This is a genomic window from Arthrobacter sp. zg-Y20, assembly GCF_030142075.1.
In the GTDB taxonomy this organism is placed as follows: domain Bacteria; phylum Actinomycetota; class Actinomycetes; order Actinomycetales; family Micrococcaceae; genus Arthrobacter_B.
The window spans coordinates 2,680,767-2,704,977 of the sequence record NZ_CP126241.1 but is presented as its reverse complement, the minus strand read 5'-3'; the positions used below and the strand labels follow the sequence as shown (position 1 = coordinate 2,704,977).

At 66.9% G+C, this 24,211-nt stretch carries 21 protein-coding genes; 16 read left to right on the top strand and 5 right to left on the bottom strand.

Annotated elements, in window-relative coordinates; translation table 11 throughout:
• Positions 1-5 precede the first annotated feature (5 nt).
• Positions 6-947 (bottom strand): siderophore ABC transporter substrate-binding protein, encoded by a 942-nt coding sequence (locus QNO06_RS12900; protein ID WP_227912865.1) that lies wholly within the window; start codon positions 945-947, stop codon positions 6-8.
• 332 nt (positions 948-1,279) lie between these two features.
• On the opposite strand from QNO06_RS12900, the gene groES reads away from it, so the two are divergent.
• The 12 genes from groES to QNO06_RS12840 all read left to right on the top strand — a co-directional run bounded on the left by groES (position 1,280) and on the right by QNO06_RS12840 (position 17,818).
• Positions 1,280-1,576: a co-chaperone GroES gene (gene groES, locus QNO06_RS12895; protein ID WP_146361179.1), complete on the top strand. Its 297-nt coding sequence runs from the start codon at positions 1,280-1,282 to the stop codon at positions 1,574-1,576.
• A gap of 82 nt (positions 1,577-1,658) precedes the next feature.
• The gene (gene groL, locus QNO06_RS12890) at positions 1,659-3,269 is read left to right on the top strand and encodes a chaperonin GroEL (RefSeq protein ID WP_227912866.1); all 1,611 of its coding nucleotides are present in this window, start codon (positions 1,659-1,661) and stop codon (positions 3,267-3,269) included.
• A 142-nt stretch (positions 3,270-3,411) separates the two neighbouring features.
• Complete coding sequence (locus tag QNO06_RS12885; protein ID WP_227912870.1) at positions 3,412-5,466, top strand: acyltransferase family protein; 2,055 nt, start codon at positions 3,412-3,414, stop codon at positions 5,464-5,466.
• An 83-nt stretch (positions 5,467-5,549) separates the two neighbouring features.
• The gene (gene guaB / locus QNO06_RS12880; protein ID WP_227912871.1) at positions 5,550-7,070 is read left to right on the top strand and encodes an IMP dehydrogenase; all 1,521 of its coding nucleotides are present in this window, start codon (positions 5,550-5,552) and stop codon (positions 7,068-7,070) included.
• 93 nt (positions 7,071-7,163) lie between these two features.
• A complete protein-coding gene (locus tag QNO06_RS12875; RefSeq protein ID WP_227912872.1) occupies positions 7,164-8,303 on the top strand; it encodes a GuaB3 family IMP dehydrogenase-related protein in 1,140 nt (379 codons plus the stop codon).
• 64 nt (positions 8,304-8,367) lie between these two features.
• Positions 8,368-10,092 carry a glycerol-3-phosphate dehydrogenase/oxidase gene (locus tag QNO06_RS12870; RefSeq protein WP_227912961.1) on the top strand — a complete coding sequence of 575 codons (1,725 nt, stop codon included), beginning with the start codon at positions 8,368-8,370 and terminating at the stop codon, positions 10,090-10,092.
• A gap of 15 nt (positions 10,093-10,107) precedes the next feature.
• The gene (locus QNO06_RS12865; RefSeq protein ID WP_227912873.1) at positions 10,108-10,602 is read left to right on the top strand and encodes a PTS sugar transporter subunit IIA; all 495 of its coding nucleotides are present in this window, start codon (positions 10,108-10,110) and stop codon (positions 10,600-10,602) included.
• Positions 10,603-10,656: 54 nt separating this feature from the next.
• The gene (locus QNO06_RS12860) at positions 10,657-11,466 is read left to right on the top strand and encodes an SURF1 family protein (RefSeq protein ID WP_227912874.1); all 810 of its coding nucleotides are present in this window, start codon (positions 10,657-10,659) and stop codon (positions 11,464-11,466) included.
• The gene (locus QNO06_RS12855) at positions 11,463-11,882 is read left to right on the top strand and encodes a DUF3817 domain-containing protein (RefSeq protein WP_227912877.1); all 420 of its coding nucleotides are present in this window, start codon (positions 11,463-11,465) and stop codon (positions 11,880-11,882) included. The genes QNO06_RS12860 and QNO06_RS12855 overlap by 4 nt, the downstream gene beginning before the upstream one ends.
• An 82-nt stretch (positions 11,883-11,964) precedes the next feature.
• Positions 11,965-13,554 (top strand): glutamine-hydrolyzing GMP synthase, encoded by a 1,590-nt coding sequence (gene guaA / locus QNO06_RS12850; RefSeq protein ID WP_227912878.1) that lies wholly within the window; start codon positions 11,965-11,967, stop codon positions 13,552-13,554.
• Positions 13,555-13,746: 192 nt separating this feature from the next.
• A complete protein-coding gene (locus tag QNO06_RS12845) occupies positions 13,747-17,592 on the top strand; it encodes a DUF4011 domain-containing protein (RefSeq protein WP_331461475.1) in 3,846 nt (1,281 codons plus the stop codon).
• A gap of 4 nt (positions 17,593-17,596) precedes the next feature.
• The gene (locus QNO06_RS12840; RefSeq protein ID WP_227912881.1) at positions 17,597-17,818 is read left to right on the top strand and encodes a hypothetical protein; all 222 of its coding nucleotides are present in this window, start codon (positions 17,597-17,599) and stop codon (positions 17,816-17,818) included.
• A gap of 21 nt (positions 17,819-17,839) precedes the next feature.
• Here QNO06_RS12840 and QNO06_RS12835 read toward each other — a convergent pair whose 3' ends face one another.
• From QNO06_RS12835 to QNO06_RS12825, 3 genes are all read right to left on the bottom strand, one after another.
• Complete coding sequence (locus QNO06_RS12835) at positions 17,840-18,625, bottom strand: RcpC/CpaB family pilus assembly protein (protein WP_227912882.1); 786 nt, start codon at positions 18,623-18,625, stop codon at positions 17,840-17,842.
• 107 nt (positions 18,626-18,732) lie between these two features.
• Positions 18,733-19,020: an FmdB family zinc ribbon protein gene (locus tag QNO06_RS12830; protein ID WP_227912884.1), complete on the bottom strand. Its 288-nt coding sequence runs from the start codon at positions 19,018-19,020 to the stop codon at positions 18,733-18,735.
• A gap of 51 nt (positions 19,021-19,071) precedes the next feature.
• On the bottom strand, positions 19,072-19,674 hold the full coding sequence (locus QNO06_RS12825) for a 5-formyltetrahydrofolate cyclo-ligase (protein WP_227912885.1): 603 nt from the start codon (positions 19,672-19,674) through the stop codon (positions 19,072-19,074).
• A 67-nt stretch (positions 19,675-19,741) separates the two neighbouring features.
• On the opposite strand from QNO06_RS12825, the gene galU reads away from it, so the two are divergent.
• From galU to QNO06_RS12805, 4 genes are all read left to right on the top strand, one after another.
• Positions 19,742-20,647, top strand: a complete 906-nt coding sequence (gene galU, locus QNO06_RS12820; protein ID WP_227912886.1) for a UTP--glucose-1-phosphate uridylyltransferase GalU — start codon at positions 19,742-19,744, stop codon at positions 20,645-20,647.
• Positions 20,648-20,655: 8 nt separating this feature from the next.
• Positions 20,656-21,273 carry a GNAT family N-acetyltransferase gene (locus QNO06_RS12815; RefSeq protein WP_227912888.1) on the top strand — a complete coding sequence of 206 codons (618 nt, stop codon included), beginning with the start codon at positions 20,656-20,658 and terminating at the stop codon, positions 21,271-21,273.
• Between the two features lie 81 nt (positions 21,274-21,354).
• Entirely contained in the window at positions 21,355-22,383 is a 1,029-nt protein-coding gene (locus QNO06_RS12810) for a hypothetical protein (protein WP_227912890.1), read from the top strand.
• A gap of 19 nt (positions 22,384-22,402) precedes the next feature.
• On the top strand, positions 22,403-23,662 hold the full coding sequence (locus QNO06_RS12805; RefSeq protein WP_227912891.1) for a phosphotransferase: 1,260 nt from the start codon (positions 22,403-22,405) through the stop codon (positions 23,660-23,662).
• Between the two features lie 35 nt (positions 23,663-23,697).
• On the opposite strand, the gene QNO06_RS12800 is transcribed toward QNO06_RS12805, so the two are convergent.
• A complete protein-coding gene (locus QNO06_RS12800) occupies positions 23,698-24,174 on the bottom strand; it encodes an Lrp/AsnC family transcriptional regulator (protein ID WP_227912892.1) in 477 nt (158 codons plus the stop codon).
• Positions 24,175-24,211 lie beyond the last annotated feature (37 nt).

Genomic DNA, 24,211 nt, shown 5'->3' with positions numbered 1-24,211 from the left:
CGCGGCTAGAGGGCGTCGTGGATGGTAGAAACCATCGAGTCGACGTTGTTCAGGCCGTATCCGACCAGGTACCAGCTGGCGGAGTCCAGCATGGTGATGTTGTTGTTCTGAGCTGCCTTGGTGCTCTTGACCAGTTCGTTGTCCAGCACGGCGGACGCGGCTTCGCCGGATTCGCCGACGGCAACGTCCCGGTCAATCACGAACAAGTGGTCGGGGTTGGTGTCGGCAATGTAGTTGAAGGACACGGACTCGCCGTGGGCGCCTTCGGTCTTCACTTCGGCAGCGGGCTCGACGCCGAGGACGTCATGGATGATGCCGAAACGCGAGCCGGCGCCGTAGGCGGTCATTTCGCCGCCGCTGGTCATCACGATCAGGCCGTTGCCGGCGTCGGCTGACAGCTTCTTGGTGTCCCCGACCTTGGACTCCAGCGCCGAGAGCTTGTCCTCGACCATGTCGTCCTTGCCGAAGATCTTTCCGATGGTCCGGGTGTTTTCCTCGAAGGAGTTCCACGCATCGGTGTTGTCGACACTCAGGTCGATGGTCGGGGCGATCTTGTTCAGTTCCTCGTAGGAATCCGCAACGCGGCCGGAAATGATGATCAAATCCGGTGCCTCGGCGCTAATGGCTTCGAAGTCCGGTTCCTTCATGCTGCCGATCTTGGTGATGTCATCCGCCGCGTACTTGGACAGGCTCTCAGGGAAGTTGGCCGCCGGGACGCCGTCGACGTCAATGTCGAGGGCATCCATCGTGTCCAGTGCACCGAGGTCGAAGGTGTAGACGGTCTCGGGGTTCACCGGTACTTCGGTGCTGCCCTGCGCGTGCTCGACCGTCACGGTGGAGGCCTGCGTGGACTCGGCGTCGGCTTCTGCGGCTTCGGTGGAGCAGGCGCTGAGGGCCAGGAGGGACACAAGGGCGGTTCCGGCCAGCAGGCGGGACGTGGTGATCATGGGGGCTCCGGTAAGAGTCGTGGTGCCTGTTTCGGAAATAGGGCACAGAAATGTTTTCTAATGATGCGCGCAGATGAAAACTATCCGCTTAGGTAAGCCTAAGCAAATTAGCTTTCCGGCATTAGCCGCGCAATGGACCGCCGGAGACGGCGGGAATCGGCCCGCGCTGGCACTCACCTTGACCGAGTGCTAACCGTTGCATAAAGTCTCACTTAGCACTCCGAACGTGAGGGTGCTAACTCCCGAAGGGACAGCGCGAACCGGCACCGCGACGACGGCCAGCGCCAACCAACGGCCCCATTCTGTTAGAAACTACGCAAAGGAGAGCCCGAGTGTCGGTCTCTATTAAGCCCCTTGAAGATCGTATTGTTGTCCGCCCCCTCGAGGCCGAGCAGACCACTGCTTCCGGTCTCGTTATCCCGGACACTGCCAAGGAAAAGCCCCAGGAGGGCGAAGTAGTTGCAGTTGGACCCGGCCGCGTTGACGACAACGGCAACCGCATCCCGGTTGACGTTGCCGAAGGCGACGTAGTCATCTACTCCAAGTACGGCGGAACCGAAGTCAAGCACGGTGGCCAGGAGTACCTGGTGCTGTCCGCCCGCGACGTGCTGGCCGTCGTCGTAAAGTAGTTCCCCCCGGAAAACCCCGGCCACATCCTGGCCGGGGTTTTCTGATGCAGGTGCAGATGTAGTTGTCGGAAAGGACACACACATGGCAAAGCAGTTGGAGTTCAATGACTCCGCCCGTCGCTCGCTGGAAGCCGGCGTTGATAAGCTCGCCAACGCAGTCAAGGTGACCCTCGGCCCGCGCGGCCGCAACGTCGTCCTGGCTAAGTCCTGGGGCGCTCCCACCATCACCAACGACGGCGTCACGATTGCCCGCGAAGTCGAGCTCGATGACCCGTACGAGAACCTTGGCGCACAGCTGGCCAAGGAAGTAGCCACCAAGACCAACGATGTTGCCGGCGACGGCACCACCACGGCCACCGTCCTGGCGCAGGCCCTGGTCAAGGAAGGCCTGCGCAACGTTGCCGCCGGTGCTGCTCCCGGGCAGCTCAAGCGCGGCATCGAGGTGTCCGTGGACGCCGTTGCCAAGCGCCTTCTGGAGAATGCCAAGGAAGTTGAAGGCAACCAGGTGGCCCACGTGGCCGCCATCTCCGCGCAGAGCACCGAGATCGGCGAACTGCTGGCGCAGGCCTTCGACACCGTCGGCAAGGACGGCGTGATCACCATCGAGGAGTCCTCCTCAACGCAGACCGAACTGGCCATCACCGAAGGCATGCAGTTCGACAAGGGCTACCTCTCGCCGTACTTCGTCACCGACCCGGAGCGCCAGGAAGCCGTCCTCGAAGACGCGCTGATCCTGATCAACTCCGGCAAGATCTCCTCGGTTGCCGAGTTCCTGCCGCTGCTGGAAAAGGCGCTGCAGACCTCCAAGCCGCTGTTCATCATTGCCGAAGACGTCGACGGCGAAGCCCTGTCCACCCTGGTGGTCAACAAGATCCGCGGCACCCTGAACGTGGTTGCCGTCAAGGCTCCGGGCTTCGGCGACCGCCGCAAGGCCATGATGCAGGACATCGCGACCCTCACCGGCGCACAGGTGGTCAGCCCCGATCTGGGCCTGAAGCTGGACCAGGTTGGCCTGGAGGTCCTGGGTTCGGCCCGCCGGATCACCGTCACCAAGGACAACACCACCATTGTTGACGGCGCCGGTTCCGAAGTCGACGTTGCCGACCGCGTTGCACAGATCCGTGCGGAGATTGAGCGCACGGATTCTGACTGGGACCGCGAGAAGCTGCAGGAACGCCTGGCCAAGCTCTCCGGCGGCATCGGCGTCATCCGCGTCGGCGCAGCCACCGAGGTGGAGCTGAAGGAAAAGAAGCACCGCATCGAAGATGCTGTTTCCTCCACCCGTGCAGCCCTGGAAGAAGGCATTGTGGCCGGCGGCGGTTCCGCGCTGGTCCACGCCTCGCAGGTCCTGGACACCGACCCGGAGGTCCTGAAGCTCGAAGGCGACGCCGCCACCGCGGTTTCGCTGGTGCGCCGCGCACTGGCCCAGCCGCTGCGCTGGATCGCTGAAAACGCCGGCGCCGAAGGCATGGTTGTAGTCGCCAAGGTCGGTGAGCTGAAGGTCAACAACGGCTTCAACGCCGCCACCGGCGAGTACGAGGACCTGATTGCCGCCGGCATCATCGACCCCGTCAAGGTCACCCGCTCGGCCCTGCGCAACGCCGCTTCGATCGCTTCGCTGGTGCTCACCACCGAAGCCCTCGTGGTGGAGAAGCCTGCCGAGGAAGACGAGGACCACGGCCACCAGCACTAGCTGAACAGCCGCCCTCACCAGGCACCTGGCCCCGCCCCGGAACCCTTCCGCGGCGGGGCCTTGCGCTGTCCGGGCGGCGGTGCCGGGCTTACGCAGCGGGTAAACTCTTCCGGTTATATGTTCCAGAACAGAAGGGCAGCGGGTGCCGGACACACACCAGCAGGAGCGGCGCTACCGGCCCGAAGTGCAGGGCCTGCGCGCCCTCGCCGTGGTGCTGGTGATGGTTTACCACGTGTGGCTGGACCGGGTTTCCGGCGGCGTGGATATTTTCCTGCTCCTGTCCGCGTTCCTGCTCACCGGGTCCTTTGTACGGAAGATGGAAGCCGGCCGGCCGCTGGCGCTGGGCCGGTATTGGCTGCACCTGTTTCCCCGGCTGCTGCCCTCCGCGGCGGCAGTGCTGCTGGCCGTGCTGGCTGCGGCCCGCGTCCTGCTGCCGGCCAGCGACTGGACGGGCGTGTTCCGGCAGGCCTGGTCCTCACTGTTTTATGTGCAGAACTGGACCCTGGCCCACGGCTCGGTGGATTACTACGCCCGCGACCACAGCAGCGCCAGTCCGCTCCAGCACTTCTGGTCACTGTCGGTCCAAGGCCAGGTGTTCATCCTCTGGCCCCTGCTCTTTGCCCTGGCTGCCGGGGCCGCGGCGGCCTTCGGATGGCGCTTCCGCCCGGTACTGCTGGCAGTGTTCGGCACGGTCTTTACCCTCTCCCTGGCCTTTTCCGTCCGCGAAACTGCCGTGAACCAGGCCTACGCCTACTTCGACACCCGCACCCGCCTGTGGGAGTTCGCACTGGGGTCGCTGCTGGCCCTGGCACTGCCGTACCTCAACCTGCCGCGCCTGCTCCGGATTATTATGGGCTGGGTCGGCCTGGCTGCCATGCTCAGCTGCGGCGTGCTGCTCCAGGTCCAGCAGCAGTTCCCCGGATATATTGCCCTCTGGCCCCTGCTGGCCGCCGCCATGATCATTGTGGCGGGGCAGACCGGCAGCAGGGCGGGGGTGGACCGTTTCCTTGCCGCACCGCCCCTGGTGAAGCTGGGCAACAGCTCCTACGGCCTGTACCTGTGGCATTGGCCGGTCCTGGTGTTCTGGCTGGTGTATTCCGGGCAGGATTCCGCCGGGCCGGTAGACGGTGCACTGGTCATCGCAGCGTCCCTGGTCCTGGCCGTGCTCAGTACCCGGTTCGTGGAAGCGCCCGTGCGGTCCTTGTCCTGGAGCGGAGCCGGACGATGGCGTTCCGCCGTCGTAATTGCCGCCCTGCTGGCCGTGGTGGCTGCACCCCTGGCCGGCTGGCAGCGGCAGGTGCACGGGACTCAGATCAAGGTCATGAGCCAGGGCGTGGCGGAAAACCCGGGTGCCCTGGCCCTGGATCCGGCCTTCGTGGAGTCCGTGCCGGCTGAAGCCGTGCTCAAACCGGCCGTGAGCAGCATCGGCAGTGAATGGGCGGACTTCGACGGCGCCTGCGCGCCGGAGTACGCGCCTGCCGATCCGCTGCTGGGCAAGTGCCTGGAAATCGGGTCGCCGGAAGGCGCCGAGCGCACCATCGTGGTCCTCGGGGACTCGCATGCCCAGCAGTGGATGGCCGCGATGGGTCCTGTGGCCCGGACGAACTCGTGGCACCTGATCGCCGTGCTCAAGCCCGGCTGCCGCTACGGCGGCGACGTGCCGGAGCGCAGTGCCGAATGCAATTCCTTTAATGCCGCCGCCGCACGGTACGTGCTGGAAAGAACTCCCGACGCCGTCTTTACGGTGGCATCGCTCACACGCGAAAGCTCGCCGGAGGAGATCCTGGTCCCGGGTTACGACGACGGCGTGCGGCCTTTCGCCGAGGCGGGGATCGGCGTTATCGCCCTGCGCGACAACCCCCGTTTCGACTACGACATGGTCAAGTGCCTGGAAAGCAACGAGCTGGATCCGGCGAGCTGCAGCATGCCGCGCAGCCGGGTCCTGGCCCCGGTTTCCCCGCTTGAGGGCTTATCCGAGCGGATTCCGGGGACAGCTGTGGTGGATATGAGCGACCGGCTGTGCACGGAGGGGGAGTGCCCGGGCATCGTGGGCAACATGCTCGTGTACATGGACCACGACCATCTGGGCAAGACCTACCTGGAGACCACCGCGCGGGTCCTTTCCCAGCGGATACTGGCGACCACCGGCTGGGACGGTGAACCCGTTCCGGCCGAAGGTTACCAACCCGTGGAATAGGGGCACGGGCGCTTTCGTTTTAGGATAGGTACAGGCTACATCGGGCCTTTTCCTTCCTCTCATTCCCCGAAAGAGGCGCAGCTTTGAGTCAGCAGTACCCAGAACATGATCCGTTCGGCTTCGTCGGCCTGACGTACGACGACGTCCTCCTGCTGCCCGGCCCGACGGATGTTATCCCCTCCGAAGCAGACACCAGCTCGCGGCTGTCCAAGCGCATCACCGTGCAGACCCCGCTGCTTTCGGCCGCCATGGACACGGTGACCGAGTCCCGCATGGCCATCGCAATGGCCCGCCAGGGCGGCCTCGGCGTCATCCACCGCAACCTTTCCATCGCTGACCAGGCCGAGCACGTGGACCGCGTCAAGCGCAGCGAATCGGGCATGATCACCAACCCGGTCACCATTTCCCCCGGCGCCACCCTGCGCGACCTCGATGACCTGTGCGCACACTTCCGCGTTTCCGGCCTGCCGGTTGTCGACGAGGAAAACACGCTGCTGGGCATTGTGACCAACCGCGACACCCGGTTCATTCCGGTCTCCGAGTACCCCAACCGCAAGGTCGAAGAAGTAATGACGCGGATGCCGCTCATCACCGGCCGGGTGGGGATCAGCGCCGAGGAAACCGTGGAGCTGCTCGGCAAGAACCGCATCGAGAAGCTGCCGCTGGTGGACGACGACGGCAAGCTGCAGGGCCTGATCACCGTCAAGGACTTCGACAAGGCGGAGCAGTACCCGCTGGCCACCAAGGACGATGAAGGACGGCTGCGCGTGGGCGCCGCCATCGGGTTCTTCGGCGACGGGTACGAGCGTGCCATGTCCATGGTGGAGGCCGGCGTCGACATCCTCGTGGTGGACACCGCCAACGGCCACAGCGCCGGTGTGCTGGAAATGATCGCCCGCCTGAAGAAGGATCCGGCCGCGGCACACGTGGACATCATCGGCGGCCAGGCGGCCACCCGCGAAGGCGCCCAGGCACTGATTGACGCCGGTGCCGACGCCATCAAGGTGGGTGTGGGCCCCGGCTCCATCTGCACCACCCGCGTGGTGGCCGGCGTCGGGGTACCCCAGATCACCGCCATCTACGAAGCGTCCAAGGCGGCCATTCCCGCCGGCGTGCCGCTGATCGCCGACGGCGGCCTGCAGTACTCCGGCGACATCGGCAAGGCCATTGTGGCCGGCGCCGACACCGTTATGCTCGGCGGCCTGCTCGCCGGTTCTGCCGAAAGCCCGGGTGACCTGGTGTTCGTCAACGGCAAGCAGTTCAAGTCCTACCGCGGCATGGGCTCCCTGGGTGCCATGCAGTCCCGGGGCAAGAACACCTCCTACTCCAAGGACCGCTACTTCCAGGCCGACGTCCCCAGCGACGAAAAGCTGATCCCGGAAGGCATCGAGGGCCAGGTGCCCTACCGCGGGCCGCTCTCGGCCGTGGCCCACCAGCTGGTGGGCGGCCTGCGCCAGACCATGTTCTACACCGGCGCACGCACCATCCCCGAACTGAAGGCCAAGGGCAAGTTCGTCCGGATCACCCCGGCCGGCCTGAAGGAATCCCACCCGCACGACATCATGATGACTGTCGAGGCACCGAACTACGGTTCACGCCGCTAACCGGTTTCCGGCCAAGGGCAGCTCCTGCGCACTGCGCGGCGGCTGCCCTTGGTGTTTAAGCCTCCCGTCACACACTGGGATAACCTAGGGAGTGTGAGTAACGAGATTGAAATTGGCCGTGGCAAGCAAGGGCGCAGAGCCTACTCCCTGGATGACGTGGCAATTGTGCCCTCGCGGCGTACCCGTGATCCGCAGGACGTCTCGATCAACTGGCAGATAGACGCCTACCAGTTCGAGATGCCGGTCATCGGCGCGCCCATGGACTCGGTCATGTCCCCGGCCTCCGCCATTGCGCTGGGCAAGCTGGGCGGCCTGGGTGTGCTGAACCTCGAAGGCCTGTGGACCCGGTACGAAGATCCGCAGCCGCTGCTGGACGAAATTGCCGAGCTCAGCCGCGACAACTTCAATCCCGCCGCCACCGCCCGCCTGCAGGAAATCTACGACGCTCCCATCCGCGCCGAGCTGATCAGTTCCCGGCTGGCCGAGATGCGCGACGCCGGCGTGACGGTTGCCGGTTCGCTCACCCCGCAGCGCACCCAGGAGTTCTACAAGACGGTCCTGGCTGCCGGCGTCGACGTTTTCGTCATCCGCGGCACCACCGTTTCGGCCGAGCACGTGTCCAAGAACGTGGAACCGCTGAACCTGAAGCAGTTCATCTACGAACTCGATGTCCCCGTAATTGTCGGCGGCGCTGCCGGCTACACCCCGGCCCTGCACCTGATGCGCACCGGCGCCGCCGGCGTGCTGGTCGGCTTCGGCGGCGGAGCCACCACCACCACCCGCCGCGCCCTGGGCATCCACGCCCCCATGGCTACGGCCATCTCCGACATTGCCGAAGCGCGCCGGGACTACATGGATGAGTCCGGCGGCCGGTACGTGCACGTCATTGCCGACGGCGGCATGGGCACCAGCGGCGACATCATCAAGGCCTTCGCCATGGGCGCCGACGCGGTAATGCTCGGTTCCGCTCTGGCCCGCGCCGAAGAGGCGCCGGGGCAGGGCTGGCACTGGGGCCAGGAAGCCCACCACAGCGAGCTGCCGCGCGGCGACAGGGTCCGGCTGGACACCGTGGGACCGCTTCGGGAAGTCCTGTGGGGCCCCTCCCACCACACCAACGGCACCTCGAACCTGATGGGCGCGCTGCGCCGGGCCATGGCGACCACCGGGTATTCGGACCTCAAGGCGTTCCAGCGTATTGAGGTGTTGGTTTCGCCGTACCAGTACAACCTGTAATAACCGCCGCTCATTGCCTAGAGTGGACGCAGCTACGGCAGGACCCTAGAGAGGAACCTTGACCATGTCTGCAGACGCCCTGAGCCCCGAGTACCGGATTGATGCGATGGACCGGCTGCGGTCCACCGCGCAACCCGGAAATGAACTGGACATCCTGATTGTGGGTGGCGGCGTCGTGGGCGCCGGAGCAGCCCTGGACGCCGTAACGCGGGGCTTGAAGGTGGGCATGGTGGAGGCCCGTGACTGGGCGTCGGGAACATCGTCACGGTCCTCCAAACTCATCCACGGCGGCCTGCGCTACCTGGAAATGCTGGACTTCGCCCTCGTGCAGGAGGCACTGAAGGAGCGCGGCCTGCTGCTCCAGCGGATCGCCCCGCACCTGGTGAAGCCCGTGGCGTTCCTGTATCCGCTCACCAAGCGGGTCATCGAGCGGCCCTACGTGGGTGCAGGCATCTTCCTCTACGACACCATGGGCATGACCTCTGGCAATTCCCGGGGCGTGCCCATGCAGAAGCACCTGACCCGCAAGCAGACCCTGCGCATGGCCCCGAGCCTGAAGGATGACGCGATGGTGGGTGCCATCCGCTACTACGACGGGCAGGTGGACGACGCCCGGTACGTGGCCAACATGGTCCGGACCGCGGCGCATTACGGGGCAGCCGTGGTCAACCGCCTGGCCGTGGTCGAGTTCCTGCGCGAGGGGGAGCGGGTGGTTGGCGCCCGCGTCCGCGACCAGGAGACTGGTGCCGAGTTCGATATTGCCGCCAGCCAGGTGGTCAACGCCACCGGTGTATGGACGGACGAAACCCAGGCCCTGGTCACCGACCGCGGCCAGCTGAAGGTCCGGGCCTCCAAGGGGGTGCACCTGGTGGTCCCCAAGGACCGCATCCAGTCCACCGTGGGCATGATCCTGCGGACCGAGAAGTCCGTGCTGTTCGTCATCCCGTGGGGACGGCACTGGATCATCGGCACCACCGACACTGACTGGAACCTGGACAAGGCCCATCCCGCGGCTACCTCGGCGGACATCGACTACATCCTTGAGCATGTGAACCTGGTGCTGAAGACGCCGCTGGGGCGCGCGGATGTGGAGGGGGTCTACGCCGGGCTCCGGCCGCTGCTGGCCGGGGAGAATGACTCCACGGCCAAGCTGTCCCGCGAGCACGTGGTGGCCCACCCCGTGCCCGGCCTGGTGGTGGTGGCCGGCGGAAAATGGACCACCTACCGCGTGATGGCCAAGGACGCCGTTGACGAGGCCGCCCGGGCGCTGGACGAAAAGGTGCCCGAAAGCTGCACCCAGACCATCCCGCTGCTGGGAGCGGTGGGCTACGCGGCGGCCTGGAACCGGCGGCACCGGACCGCCGACGAGTACGGGGTGCACGTAGCCCGGGTTGAACACCTGCTCAACCGGTACGGCTCCATGGCCTACGACGTGCTGGACCTGATCCGCGAGGATCCGGCCCTGGCCGAACCGCTGCCCGGCGCCGACGACTACCTGCGCGCCGAGGTCGTCTACGCCACCACGCATGAGGGCGCCCGGCATGTGGAGGACGTCCTGGCCCGCCGCACACGCATCTCCATTGAGACCTGGGACCGCGGGGTGTCCGCTGCGCCGGTGGCCGCCGAGCTGATGGCTCCGCTGCTGGGCTGGGACGTGGCCCGGACCGAAAGCGAAGTGGCGCATTACGCGGCCCGGGTGGAGGCTGAACGGCTCAGCCAGGAACAGCCCGACGACAAGAGTGCCGACGCCGCCCGCCTGGCCGCTGAAGACATTGCCCCCAGGATCTAGGCGGAATCGGAAACCTTGGCTGAAGAACTTTCACTGAACGAAGCGGGGGCGGTGCTCACCGAACCTGCGCTGGTGATCCTGGAAATGGAGGCAGCGGACCGGTACGACGCCGCGGCGCAGTTGGCGGCGCGGCTCTATGACACCGGGCGGATCAGTAACTTGGAGGGCTTCCTGGAGCAGGTGCGTGCCCGGGAACACCAGATGGCCACCGGGCTGCCCGGCGGGATCGGGCTGCCCCACGCCCGCAGCGAGTACGTCCGCGAGACATCCATCGCCGTGGGCATAGCCCGGTACGGGCACAGCGTGGATTTCGGTGCCGCCGACGGCCCGGCAACTGTGATCTTGCTCATCGCCACACCTTCTGCGTCCTTCTCCCAGCACCTGGAAGTGCTGGCCACCATTGCGCGGTCCCTGTTCCGGCCCGCGTTCAGGGATTCCCTGCGCCGGGCCAACGATGCCGAGGTTATTGCGGAACTGATCAATTCCTCCCTGGTGTTCTTCGACCACTAGGCACCAGCCAAACGCCATTGGGTTTTCTACAGCCGGACGAAGTACCGTTAACGCGTGCTCAAAACTGCCCTGCAGCCGCGCTGGATAGCCGGCCTGCTCTTTGCCCTAGCAATCTCGACGGTCTTTGTGCTGTTGAGCCAATGGCAGTTCTCCAGCGCCGAACCGGAGGAGTCCACCGGCCCCCGGGCCACCGAAGACGTCCGCCCGCTGACCGAAGCCTTCACCCCCGGCAAACCGATCTTCGAATCCGAAGCCGACCAGATGGTCTCCTTCACCGGGCATTTTGAACCGGAAAAATCCGTCCTCGTGGAGCAGCGGCTCCAGGACGGACAGGAGGGCTACTGGGTGGTCACCGCCTTCAAGGTCGACGGTGCTCCGGCCGGCGAAGTGATCCCCGTGGTCCGCGGCTGGGTCCAGGACCCCGACGACGCCGAGCCGGCCCCGGCCGGTGACGCCGCCGTCGTCGGCCGCCTGCTGCCCACTGAGGCCCCGGTGGCCAAGACCCCCGCAGAGGGCCGTGTTCCATCGCTGTCCACCGCCGAGCTGATCAACCTGTGGGACACCCCGTCGTATTCGGCGTTCGTGACCGCGCATGAGCTCACGGTCGACGGCGTGGCACCGGAGACGGGCAGCATGCAGCCCGTGCAGGTTCAAGCCCAGCCGGAGGAAACCCCGGTCAACTGGCTGAACATTTTCTACGCCCTGGAATGGATTGTTTTCGCCGGTTTCTCCGTGTTCCTGTGGTGGCGGCTGGTGGCCGACGACTACCGGCGCAGCCTTGAGGACGACGAATACGAAGACGAGTATGACGACGACGATGCAGAACCCGAAGCCGACCACCCCAGCAGTGAGGTAACCAAGTGAGCGAATCCGCAGGCACCGCCAAAGCAACCCCGAAGAAAAAGAAGCGCCGGTTCGGGGGTACGCACGCCCAGATCCGCTCCGCCCTGGGGTTCTACAAGGTCTTTGCCTACGTCACCGGCGTGCTGCTGCTGGCCCTGGTGGTGGAGATGGTCGCCAAGTACGGCTTCAATACCGAAATCATTGTGGGCGGGGTCAACCTGTCCATCGGCGTGCTGATCCTGCACGGCTGGATGTACGTGGTTTACCTGCTTTCGGACTTCCGGCTGTGGCAGCTGATGCGCTGGCCGTTCTCCAAGTTCATCCTCATCGCCCTCGGCGGCGTTGTGCCGTTCCTCTCCTTTATTGTCGAGGGACGCGTCCACAAGCAGGTCCTGGCCGAGCTCGACGCCCATCCTGAAGCGGCCAAGCGGTACTAAGCGGACCTGCCGGCCGGCGGATGCAGCAAAGCGTCCGCCGGCCGGTGTGCATGCCCGGCGGCGGGCCGACTATCCTTGAAACGTGACTAATCCCGCGACTGACCCCATTGAAGAGCGGCCCGTCCTTGTTGTGGACTACGGAGCACAGTACGCCCAGTTGATTGCCCGCCGGGTGCGCGAAGCCGACGTCTACTCCGAGGTGGTTCCCCACACCTACACCACCGAGCAGCTGCTGGCGAAGAACCCGGCTGCCATCATCCTTTCCGGCGGCCCCTCCAGCGTTTACGCCGAAGGCGCCCCGACCGTGCACACCGACCTGTTCGAAGCCGGCGTGCCCGTATTCGGCATCTGCTACGGCTTCCAGGCCATGGCTGCCGCCCTGGGCGGCAAGGTGGCCAAGACGGGCCTGCGCGAGTACGGCTCCACCGATGCCCGCGCCGTCGGCGGTGCCCGGTCCATCCTTGAGGGCACCCCCGAGGAGCAGAACACGTGGATGAGCCACGGCGACAGCGTCCAGGAAGCCCCGGAAGGCTTCGACGTGCTCGCCAGCACTGCCGGAGCACCGGTGGCGGCCTTCGCGAATGAGGAAAAGGGCCTCTACGGCGTGCAGTGGCACCCCGAGGTCAAGCACTCCGCCCACGGCCAGACCGTGCTGGAGAACTTCCTCTTCAAGGGCGCCAAGCTGGACCGCAGCTGGACCACGGGCAACATCGTGGAAGAGCAGGTTGCCCGCATCCGCGCCCAGGTCGGCACTTCCCGGGTTATCTGCGGACTCTCCGGCGGCGTCGACTCCGCTGTAGCCGCCGCCCTGGTCCAGCGCGCCGTCGGCGACCAGCTGACCTGTGTCTTCGTGGACCACGGGCTGCTGCGTGAAGGCGAAGCCGAGCAGGTGGAACGCGATTTCGTGGCCGCCACCGGCGTCAACCTGTATGTGGCCAACGAGCAGGAGCGCTTCCTGAGCGCACTTGCCGGGGTGTCGGATCCGGAGACGAAGCGCAAGATCATCGGCCGCGAGTTCATCCGGGCCTTCGAAGAAGCCGAGCGGGCCATCATGGCCAAGGCCGAAGCCGAGGGCGAGCCCATCCGCTTCCTGGTCCAGGGCACCCTGTACCCCGACGTCGTCGAGTCCGGCGGCGGTGAAGGCGCAGCCAACATCAAGAGCCACCACAACGTGGGCGGGCTGCCCGAGGACATGAAGTTCGAACTCGTGGAGCCCCTGCGGGCGCTGTTCAAGGACGAAGTCCGCGCCGTGGGTGCCGAGCTCGGCCTGCCCGCCGAAATCGTGGGACGCCAGCCGTTCCCCGGCCCCGGCCTGGGTATCCGCATTGTCGGCGAGGTCACCAAGGAACGCCTGGACCTGCTCCGCCGTGCCGACGCCATTGCCCGCGCCGAGCTGACCGCTGCCGGCCTGGACAACGAGGTGTGGCAGATGCCGGTGGTCCTGCTCGCCGACGTGCGCAGCGTGGGCGTGCAGGGCGACGGCCGGACCTACGGCCACCCCATCGTCCTGCGCCCGGTCTCGAGCGAAGACGCAATGACAGCAGACTGGTCACGCCTGCCGTACGACCTGCTGGCACGTATTTCCAACCGCATCACCAACGAGGTAGACGGAATCAACCGCGTAGTGCTGGATGTCACGTCCAAGCCACCCGGAACAATCGAGTGGGAATAGCGTAAAAAGCTGGGGACGGCCATTTTGGCCGTCCCCAGCTTCGTATCCGGTGCTGCCCGGTACCGTCCCCGGTGTTGGCCCCTCTGTTTGTCCCCCGCGTTGCTATGTTCGGGAAACCGTGCCCGACGCGATAGTTTTGAACGTATGCCAATTTGGTCGAAAACGCGCGGAAGTGCAGAAAAGAGGGCACTAGTGTCTGAGCAGAATACCGGGGAGAATCCCTCGGACTTCCTGCTGCCGTGGCTGGGACAATTGGGACAGCACGCCGGAACGGACACTTTGCTGCATTTCACCCCCTCAGCCGCGAACAGCATCGACCTGACGCACGCGCATCCCTCCGGCCTGGCCCAGCTGCTGGCCGGCCGCCGCACCCGCCTGTCCACGCTGCTGCGGGACCCGGATCAGTATGGTGCCGCCATGAAGGCCGGGCGCCTGCTTCGCGCCAAGATTTACGAGCTGGGCACCGACCGCGGCATCGACGTTGGGTACATGGCCGCCGGTACCGCCTCCTGGCGGTACGCCTCGGACGAGGCACTGCGCCCCGAGTCGCTCACCGCGCCGGTGCTGCTGACCCCCGTGGCCCTGACCATCCATGCCTCCCAGGATGACTACGAACTCCAGCTGACCGAAAAGGCAGCACTGAACCCCGCGCTGGTACGCCACCTGCAGCAGGAACAGGGCCTGGACATCGACGTCGACGCCCTGACCCGCCTGGCCTACGGCACCGCCCGCTTCGATCCGCACCCGGTGCTGGAACGGCTCCGGGCCGTCACCGGCAGCGTCCGCGGCATCAACATCGAGCACCGGCTGCTGGTATCCACCTTCGCCGACCTCGCGGACCTCGCCGAGGACCCGGCGCTGGACCCCGCGCACCCGATCCTCCGCGCGCTGATCGACGCCGCCCGCGACGGTTCTGCCGCGCCGGCCTCCGCCCGGCCGCTGGACCTGCCGCCGCTGGACGACCGCGACCCCGCAGACGAACTGCTGATCCTCGACGCGGACCGGCAGCAGCAGGAAGTCCTGGACCTGGTCAATGCCGGGCAGTCCCTGGTGGTCTCGGCTCCGGCCGGCACCGGGCAGACCCAAACGGCCCTGAACGCCGTCGCGGCCCTGGCCAACGCGGGCAAGTCAGTGCTCGTGGTCGCCGAACGCCGCGGCACCCTGAACCAGTTCGTGTCCGAACTCGATGCCCTGCAGCTGGGCTCCCTGGTCCTGCAGGTCAACGCAGGCCTCACCCAGCAGCAGCTCAAGGACCAGCTGATCCGGGCCATCGTGCGCAACGAGAAAGCCCAGGCCCCGGAAGTAGCGGGCCTGCACAAGGTCCTGCTCGAAAACCGGCACCAACTGCGGGACCACGTCAAGTCCCTGCACAACGTGCGCCGCCGCTGGGGCTGCTCGCCGTACCAGGCCATGCAGTCCCTGGCGGAGCTGACCAGCATGAGCCCCGCGCCGGCCACCACCGTCCGGCTCAAGCGGAGCGTGCTGGACAGCATCACGGACCGCACTGAGCTGACCGGACGCCTGCGCCGGGCCGCCGAACTGGGCAGTTTCAGCCGCGCGGCCACCACCAGCCCCTGGTACGGTGCCAAGCTGCTCAACCGCAAGGAAACCGAAGAAGCCTACGCGCTGACCCAAACCCTTGCCACGGATCTGCCCGCCCTGCGCGCGAAGGTCCAAGACGTAGCCGAGCACTCCGAAATCCGTTTGGGCGAAACCTTCGCACAGTGGGGCGAACAGCTGGAACTGCTGGTCGCCGTGCGCGAAAGCCTGGACAAGTTCACGCCGGATATTTTCGACCGCCCGGTCACCGACCTGATTTCCGCCACCGCCTCTTCTTCCTGGCGGCGCGAGCGCGGAATCGACATGAGCTCGATGACCCGTTCCCGCCTGCGCCGGGTGGCCAAGGAATATGTGCGTCCCGGCGTCCACATCTCGGACCTGCACGCGTCCCTGACCGAAGTGCAGCAGCAGCGGGCCACCTGGACCCGGTACGCCACCACCCAGCGCCACCCCTCGGTACCCACCGGCCTGGCGGAGATCAACCGGTCCTACGTGTTGGTCAAGAACCAGCTGGACACCCTGACCGGGATCCTGGCCGAGACGCCGCTGCACCCTGACCTGGCTTCCCTGCAGCTGGATGAGCTGGAGAAACAGCTCAGCGAGCTGGCAGGGGACCGCCAAACACTGGAAACGCTGCCCGAGCGCACCCTGCTTCTGGATGAAATGCGGGCCCAGGGCCTGGGCGAACTGCTGGATGACCTGGCCGAACGGCAGGTCCAGCCCAAGCACGTGGGTTATGAACTGGAACTGGCCTGGTGGCAGTCCGCGCTGGAAGCCATGATCAGCGGTGATGATTACCTGGCCATGTCCGACGGCAACAGCCTGCGCCGCCTGGAAGCGGAATACCGGCTCGCGGACAATGCCCACATCGCCTCCGGCAGTGCCCGCCTGCGCTGGAGCCTGGCCTCACGCTGGCGTTCCGGCGTCGACCGCTCCGCGGGAGCTGCCAACCAGCTGCGCGAGCTGATCAAGGACGGCGAGCTGTCCCTGGACAGCCTCTGCGAGCAGTCCGAGGAACTCGTCTCGGCCCTGCTGCCCGTGTGGGCTGCCAGCCCCCTGGTGCTGCCGATGGTCCTGCCCGAGGACCGGCGCTTCGACACGGTGGTCCTGCTGGATGCCGAGTCCACCAGCCTGCAGTCCGCGGTGCCCGCCCTGGCCCGCGCCTCCCAGGTCATTGCCTTCGGCGACAGCTGGCTGGGCGGACCGCGGCCGTTCACCATTGGTGTGGAACCGGCCGGGGCGCCGCTGCAGCACGTTGAACTGCTCAGTGCGTTTGACGCACTGGAGCGTGTGCTGCCCACCCGAACCCTGTCCACTGTGTACCGGGGGACTGACAAGGCGCTGCTGCGCCAGCTCAGCGACTCCTTCTATGACGGCCGGCTCTCCATGGTGCCGAGCGCTGAAGAGGTCACCAGCGGCCACCGTTCCCTGTCCGTGGAATACCTGGCCGACGGCACCGGCATGCCCAGTGCCGACCATGAGGGTGTGGAAAGCGTGGCGGCCGAGGTCAACCGCGTGGTCGACCTGGTCTTTGAACACATCCGCCGCCGCCCGCACCACTCCCTGGGCGTTATCACGGCCAGCCCGCGCCATGCCGTCCGGGTAGCCGAGGCCATCCGTGTACAAATGGCCAACTTCCCCTGGGCAGCTGACTTTTTCACCGCCAAAACCGAGTCCTTCCGGGTGGTTCCGGTGGACCGGGCCGTGGGAATGGTGCGCGACTGCGTGATCTTCTCCCTGGGCTTCGGCCGCACCCCGCACGGCCGTGCGCTGCACAACTTCGGCCCTCTCTCGGCACCGGACGGACGCAAGAAATTCGTCACGGCCATGACCCGCGCCCGCTACAAGCAGCATGTACTCACCTGCTTCCAGCCGGCGGACCTAGACCGGACCCGGCTGGGATACGGAGCGCTGGACTTCTACGAACTGATCAAACGCGAACTGGAGCCGGAAACGGCCAAGGCCGTGGAAGGACCGGCAACCGGTGGCATCATGGAAGAGGACCCGCTGGTCGCGGACCTGGTCGAGCGCCTGCGCGGACGGGGCGCCAAGGTGTGGGACCACTACGACGGCGCCATCGACATTGTCGCGGCCGCGCCCCTGGCCGGAGACTCGGCCAGCATGTCGGTTCCGCTGGCTATCGAGTCCGACGGCACGGACCGGTACCGGGCCATGTCCGTCCGGGAACGCAGCCGCCTGCGTCCGCAGCTGCTGGAGCGCCGCGGTTGGCGGTACATGCCGTTGTGGACCATTGAGGTCTTCAGCGATCCGTCGGCCTGCGCCGACTTGGTCGGCCGCTACCTGGGCCTGCCCGAAACGGACAATGCGGCACCGCAGCCGGTGAACCGCGGAGCGGCGGCCGGCAGCACCGGCACGCAGCCGGGCGGCAGCGCCACCGTCACGGTGACCCCGCACGGCAGCAGCCGGATGCGCGATCGGAGGGCCGGATCCCTTCCGGAGAGCACGCAAGGAGAATGAAGCAGTGATGAAGCACCAGGAGCCGCACGGTTCCGGTGACGGCAACGAGCAGCCGTCGCCGGAGCATGCGGCACCGCGCCGGCGGGGCAACCGCCGTGCAGGATCGATCGGGCCATCAGGGCTGGTTCCCTTCAAGGCCAAGGAGGACGATCCCAGGGTGTGGGGCGATGGTCCGGAGGACCGTGACTCCTGGCTGCTGGAGCAGCGGCCGCCGCACTGGGGCTGACTCCCTTCCGCCCGCGGGGGGCTACCCTCCCGTGAGGACCAGGTATATCCCGCCGGTTCCGGACGCCGCAGTAAGCCGGGCCGCGTCCTCACGGTCGGCGGCAACCACCACCAGGCCTTCGCCGGCGCCTGCCGTCCAGTCGCCGGCTGCGGAGCCGGCACCGGGGAAACCTGCCCCGGGGGAGGCGCCGGAGACCCACAGCACCGGAACCGCCGTAGCAAGAACCACAGCGCCGTCCTGCGCAGTACTGTCCTGCGCTGCCGCGCCCGCGCTGTAGTCCGCCTCGCCGGACGCCGCCACCACGGTGACCAGTTGACCCGGCCCCAGCAGGCCGAGCACCGAAGGATCAGCCGGGCGAAGGGGGACGGCAACCGTGCCGGGTGGTGCCCCTGCCAGCAGTCCCGAACCGGCGAGCGAGATTTCAGTAACGGGACTGCCCCGTAACAGCGGCGTGGCCAGGCGCCGCCCCACCAGCGGTTCGAGAGTGTCATGGGCGCCGGGCGGAACAGCTTCGGAGGGGATGCTGGCAGTTGCCAGTGATCCGGCCTCCAGCACCGCGCCGGCCGGCAGGTCCCGGGCGGCACGGACCACCACGGTCCGCTCCGCGTCCGGCGGAATCAGTGCCTGGACCGCGACGCCGGCAGCAGCGCAGCAGGCCAGGGCAGCCAACAGCCTGCGGCGGCGCGCGACAAAGCGGCGCAGGCGTCGTCGTCGGCTGTGTGGATGCACGCCCACGGCGCGGTCGCCGGTGAAAAGAGACGGGGCGGAACCTGGGGGGCCGGGAACAATCCGGCGTCGAAAAGGCATGCCGCCACGCTAGGCGTGGTGCGGCCCTCCAAAGGCGCCGGGGGAGCGGCGGGGTGGCGGCGATGCCCGCCCGCGGAGGGAAGGCCTGCTGTGGAGGCGGGGTCGGCCTAGGCGGGGGAGGAGGTTGCCGCGGCGGAAGAAGTGCCGCTTTCGGCCTTGGCGGCCGGCGCCGGGCCGGCGTCGGCCTTGGCAGGTGCAGCCGGGACGGAGGAAGCTGCGTCGCGGGAATCGGTGCGGTAGAAACCGGATCCCTTAAAAACAACTCCAACGCTGTTGAATTTCTTGCGAAGACGGCCGCCGCATTCGGGGCAGACCGTCAGGGAATCTTCGCTGAAGGACTGCTGGATATCGAACGAATGGGAGCAGTCCTTGCAGGCGTAGGCGTACGTGGGCACTCTGTAATCCTCCTTGGCACTCTATGGCCTTGAGTGCTAAGTATACATGCGTTAAACCGGTACTTTCCGCCAAGCAGCAGGGGTCAGCACAGCGTCCACGGCCGCATCGAGGGGGGTTGTTTCAAAGGTGCCGGCAGGGACGAATTCCTGCTCGAAGACCACGGCCACCGCGGGTGCTGCGTTGCCGTCGGCCCGCAGCTGCGCCAGGAACCGGTCGTAATAGCCGCCGCCCTTTCCCATCCGGCCCCCGGCGTCATCGGCGGCAAGTGCGGGAACAAACACCAGGTCGAGGCCGGGCAGATCGGCGGCCGCGTAGCGCGGTCCGGCCGGTTCCATCAGGTTCGGATAGATCCCGGGCACCATGTCGATACCGGGTGTCCAAGAGCACCACGACAACTGGCGGCCGGGTTCGCAGACCGGCGCCACCACGTGGAAGCCGGCTCCGTGCAGGGACGGCAGCAGCAGGCCGGTTCCCGGTTCGGTGCCAACGGAGAGGTAGCAGGCGACCGTAGCGCCGGCGGGCAGCAGCTCGCAGACGCCGTCCAAGCCCCGGACGGCGAGGCCACGGGCCGCTGCGGTCCGCTCGGCATCCGTCAGCCCACGGCGGTTCTGCAGGAATTCCTGCCGTGCCTGGTCCTTTGTCAGTTGGCGCATAAGGCCTATTGTCCCAATAGCACGCTTATTTGGTGCAACCTGAGCACACTTGGGTAGTCTTACGACTATGACGACGTCGCGCCCCACCATAACCAAAGCCGTAATCCCCGCCGCTGGTCTCGGTACCCGCTTCCTGCCCGCCACCAAGGCAATGCCGAAGGAAATGCTCCCGGTGGTGGACAAGCCCGCCATCCAGTACGTGGTTGAAGAAGCCGTTAACGCGGGCATGTCGGACATCCTGATGATCACCGGACGGAACAAGCGTTCGCTCGAGGACCATTTCGACCGCGTGCCGTTCATCGAGAAGACCCTGGAAGACAAGGGCGACTTCGACAAGCTCGCAATGGTGCGTGCAGCGTCGGAGCTCGGCGAGATCCACTACCTCCGCCAGGGCGACCCGAAGGGACTGGGCCACGCCGTGCTGCGCGCAAAGCTGCACGTGGGCGACGAGCCCTTCGCGGTCCTGCTGGGCGATGACCTCATTGACGCCCGGGACGAGCTGCTCGAACAGATGGTGGCCGTCCAGGCCAAGACCGGCGGGTCGGTGATTGCCCTGATCGAGGTCGACCCCGAGCAGATCAGTGCCTACGGCTGCGCCGACATCACCGTAGTGGAAGGCGAGGACTACGTCCGCGTCAACGAGCTTGTCGAAAAGCCAGACGCCGCTGACGCCCCGTCCAACCTGGCCGTGATCGGCCGGTATGTGCTGCACCCCTCCGTCTTCGAGGTCCTGGAGCAGACCGGCCCGGGCCGCGGCGGGGAGATCCAGTTGACCGACGCACTGCAGACCCTTGCTTCCGCCGAGGGAGAAGGCGCGGGTGTATACGGTGTGGTCTTCCGTGGACGCCGCTACGACACCGGCGACAAGATGAGCTACCTCAAGGCCGTGGTGACCCTGGCCTCCGAGCGTGAGGACCTGGGCCCCGGACTCCGCGAGTGGCTCAAGGACTTCACCGGTACGTTCGAAGCCTAGAACCCGCGATGCAGGGTCCTGCGTGGCCGGTGAGGCTGGAGAGCGACGACGTTGTGCTCCGGCCGATCCGGCACCGCGACCGGCGTGAATGGACTGACGTCCGTGCACGCAATTCAGCGTGGGTCGGTCCCTGGGAAGCGACCAATCCCGTACCGGGCGGCGAACCGCCCACCTATGGGGAGATGGTGCGCAGCCTCAATAGGCAGGCGCGGCAGGACTCCGCGCTGCCGTTCGTGATTACCGAGCGGCAGGATCCTGCCCGCGCTCCGGCTATCGTGGGGCAGTTGACGGTCTCCAGCATTGTGTGGGGATCCGCGCGGATGGCTACGCTGGGCTACTGGGTGGACCAGGCGCGTGCCGGCCGCGGCATTGTCCCCACCGCCGTCGCCCTGGCCACTGATTACTGCTTCTCCGCACTGGGCCTGCACCGGATGGAAATCAATATCCGGCCCGAGAACCGGCCCAGCCTGCGGGTGGTGGAAAAACTCGGTTTCCGTGATGAGGGAATGCGCCTGCGCTACCTGCACATCGACGGAGAATGGACCGACCACCGCAGTTTTGCCCTGACCGCGGAGGAAGTGCCGGAGGGGCTCTTGAACCGGTGGAATGCCCGCCGGCACGGTTAGGCAACTTTTTTCACACCGGACACGCCGACACACCGCACTGAATGCGGGGGCCGGTGCCCGGGAGCTTCTACCGTCGTAGATGTGGACTTCCCTCTTAACAGCTCCCTGAACAGCTCTTTGGCGCTGGCACTTGCCGTGGCGCTGTGGCTGTTCTGGGTGGGTCCCTATTTCTTCCGGCGACCAGCCGCCGAATCGCTGGCGGCTGGATTCTCCGCCGCCGCCGTCACCACCGTCCGACCGCCCGCCTCGCCGGGCACAGGGTTCCAGGGGAACATCATGAATACCAGCAGCCACACACCCAGCGGGGGCGGGTTCCCACACGGCCGGGAGCCGGGAACGACGGCGCGTGCGACGTCGGCGGCGCCCCTGCGGATCCGGACCGGCAGGACCGTCCTGGCGGTTGTCGGGTTCATTGCGCTGCTGGCCATTCCCTTGGGTGCGGTCCTCGCAGCCGTCACCTCGGTTTCCTGGCTGCTGCCGGTGGCCGGGCTTGCCGTAACGGCAGTGGTGGTGTCCGCCCTGCGTTCGCTCGCGCTGCGGGACCGCCGCCGCCGGATGGAGAACGCCTTCCGTGCCGCCATGGGTCCGTTGCCGCAGAACCGTGCAGCCGTTCAGGACAGCAGCGCCGACGGTGCAGCAGTTGGTACCGCCGCCCGGGCAGTACCAGCCGAACCACAGAAAGAAACCGTCCTCTTCGACCGTGAATCCGCCGCTTCCCCTCACACCGGTGCTTCCACGGAAACGGGCGTTTCGACCGAAATGGACACCGCCCCGGGCGCCGAAGCAGCTCCCGCCGCCGCAGCACCGACAGCTCCTGCCCCGTTCACTGCGGAGGAACTGCGCGCGGAGGCCCTGAAGGTGGCCGCTGCGGCTCAGCCGGTCAAGCCCGGCACCACCCCGTGGCAGCCGGTGGAGGTTCCCAAGCCGATCTACGTGGACGCGCCCAAGGCTGAACGCCGCGCGCCCGAACCCATTGCCCTGCCCGAGCCCCCTCGTCCCCTCACGAAGACTCCGCTGCGCCCGGGCGCTGTCCCGGCTCCGGCCGCCCAGGAACGGCCGGAAACCGGCAAAATCAACCTCGACGACGTTCTGCAGCGCCGGCGGGCCTAGCGCCGCACGCGGCCCAGCGATGGCATCCGGGAGTTCCGGTCCCGGCCGGGCGTCCGACGCCGTGGCAGTTTTTGCCGGTGCGGCCATGCGCGGGCCTCTTCAGCAGATGCTGGCAGACCGCGGACTGCGGCTGCGGGAATGGGCCCACCTGCGCAGCCACCACCGTCCCGGAGGAGCAGTTTCGGCCCTCTACCGCGTCCGGTGCGGCACCGGGAACCCCGGCAGCAAAACCGGGCCGGATGACTTGACCCTCCATATTGGGGTTACCACTGCCGCTGTCACAGCCATGGATACCGCCCCGGGCCTTACCCGGGCACGGATCGCCGGACTGGACCTGCGCATGTGGCTGCATCCGCATGACCCGGTGCTGGCGTCACTGCCTTGGGCCGTGGACGCCGGGGCCGTGGGTCAGGACGTCTTCGGAACCGGCAGCCCGGCCCGGTTGTCCCTGGTGGCTTACCGGCCGTTGCGCCGGGCCGTGGTGCGGGCTGAGCATGCCGGCAGTACGGCCTACCTGAAGCTCCTGCCGAAGCCGCTGCTGCCGGGACTGAGGCAGCGGCACCAGCTGCTCGCTGCGGCGGGCCTTCCCGTGCCGCCGCTCCTTGCGGTGCCCCCTGTGCACGCCGGTGATGCGGTGGCCCTGGGCGGACTGGCCGGCATCTCGCTCTTCCGCCTTCTGGCCTCAAGTACTGCACTCCCGGCGGGGACCGCTATCCCGGCACCGGAGACCCTTCTGCAGTTGTTGGATGAGCTTCCCGCTGCCGCACTGGAGCTTCCGCACCGGCATGCCTGGGCGGAGCGGGCGGGTGACTATGCCTGCACCGCGGCCGCGGTGCTGCCCGCCGAGGAAGGCCGGATCCGGGAACTGGCAGCTGGCATCCAGGAGGTCCTGGTGTCCGCCCCGGCCGGTCCAACCGTGCCCGTCCACGGGGATTTCCACGAAGGAAACCTGCTGGTCACCGGTTCCGAGGTGACGGGTTTGCTGGACGTGGACGGGCTGGGTCCGGGCAAACGCGCCGATGACCTGGCCTGCATCATGGGGCACCTGTCCGTCCTTGCGGCTGCCCATCCGCACCTGCCGCACCTGGGCGAAACATTGCTGCGCTACCGGCTGGTCTTCGAAGAAGCGGTTGATCCGGCATCCCTGGCCGCCCGGACCGCCGGAGTGGTGCTGACGCTGGTGGCCGGCTCCCGCCCGGTGCGCGGAACGAGCCGCGTCCAGCAGGCCCGTCTCAGGCTGGAGACCGCCCGGCAGCTGCTGCGGACGGCGCAAGGCTGACCGGAGGCAACGCGCGCCGCCGGGCAGGGAAGGGATCACTCGCGGGGCGGAACCAGCTTTTCCAGCAGCGGCTCGGTGCGGTAGGGAATGTGCTCATGCAGGGCCAGCACGGTTTCGGTCCGAATGACCCCCTTGATCCGCAGCACCGACCGCAGGGCCTGCTGCAGCTGCTGGGTGTCGGTGGCGGTGAGCCGGCACCACACGTCTCCGCGGCCGGATATTTCGTGTACCTCCAACACCTGCGGCAGGGTCCGCAGCCCGGCAATGACGCCGTCCAGTTCGCGGTGGGTGACCTCAATGGTCACGAAGGCCTGGACGTCGTAGCCGAGCTGGGACAGGTCCACGTCGCGCCCGGCCGGGCGGATGACGCCGGCCCGCATCAGGTGCCGCACATGGCTCTGCGCAGTGTTGCGGGCTACGCCGAGCTTTTCGCTCAGGTCGCTGATCTGGACCCGGGGGTCCCTTACCAGTTCCAGCAGCAGGCGGCGGTCCAGTGCGTCCAGATTGGCCATTTAGCGCATCTCCGGTCAGTGTGGGGCGGTCATATTG

Bases quoted from the DNA above. Each gene is read 5' to 3' on its own strand.
- galU (WP_227912886.1), top strand. From the start codon at position 19,742: ATGACGACGTCGCGCCCCACCATAACCAAAGCCGTAATCCCCGCCGCT.
- QNO06_RS12900 (WP_227912865.1), bottom strand. From the start codon at position 947: ATGATCACCACGTCCCGCCTGCTGGCCGGAACCGCCCTTGTGTCCCTC.
- QNO06_RS12815 (WP_227912888.1), top strand. From the start codon at position 20,656: ATGCAGGGTCCTGCGTGGCCGGTGAGGCTGGAGAGCGACGACGTTGTG.
- QNO06_RS12825 (WP_227912885.1), bottom strand. From the start codon at position 19,674: ATGCGCCAACTGACAAAGGACCAGGCACGGCAGGAATTCCTGCAGAAC.
- groL (WP_227912866.1), top strand. From the start codon at position 1,659: ATGGCAAAGCAGTTGGAGTTCAATGACTCCGCCCGTCGCTCGCTGGAA.
- QNO06_RS12870 (WP_227912961.1), top strand. From the start codon at position 8,368: ATGTCTGCAGACGCCCTGAGCCCCGAGTACCGGATTGATGCGATGGAC.
- QNO06_RS12835 (WP_227912882.1), bottom strand. From the start codon at position 18,625: ATGCCTTTTCGACGCCGGATTGTTCCCGGCCCCCCAGGTTCCGCCCCG.
- QNO06_RS12805 (WP_227912891.1), top strand. From the start codon at position 22,403: ATGGCATCCGGGAGTTCCGGTCCCGGCCGGGCGTCCGACGCCGTGGCA.
- QNO06_RS12800 (WP_227912892.1), bottom strand. From the start codon at position 24,174: ATGGCCAATCTGGACGCACTGGACCGCCGCCTGCTGCTGGAACTGGTA.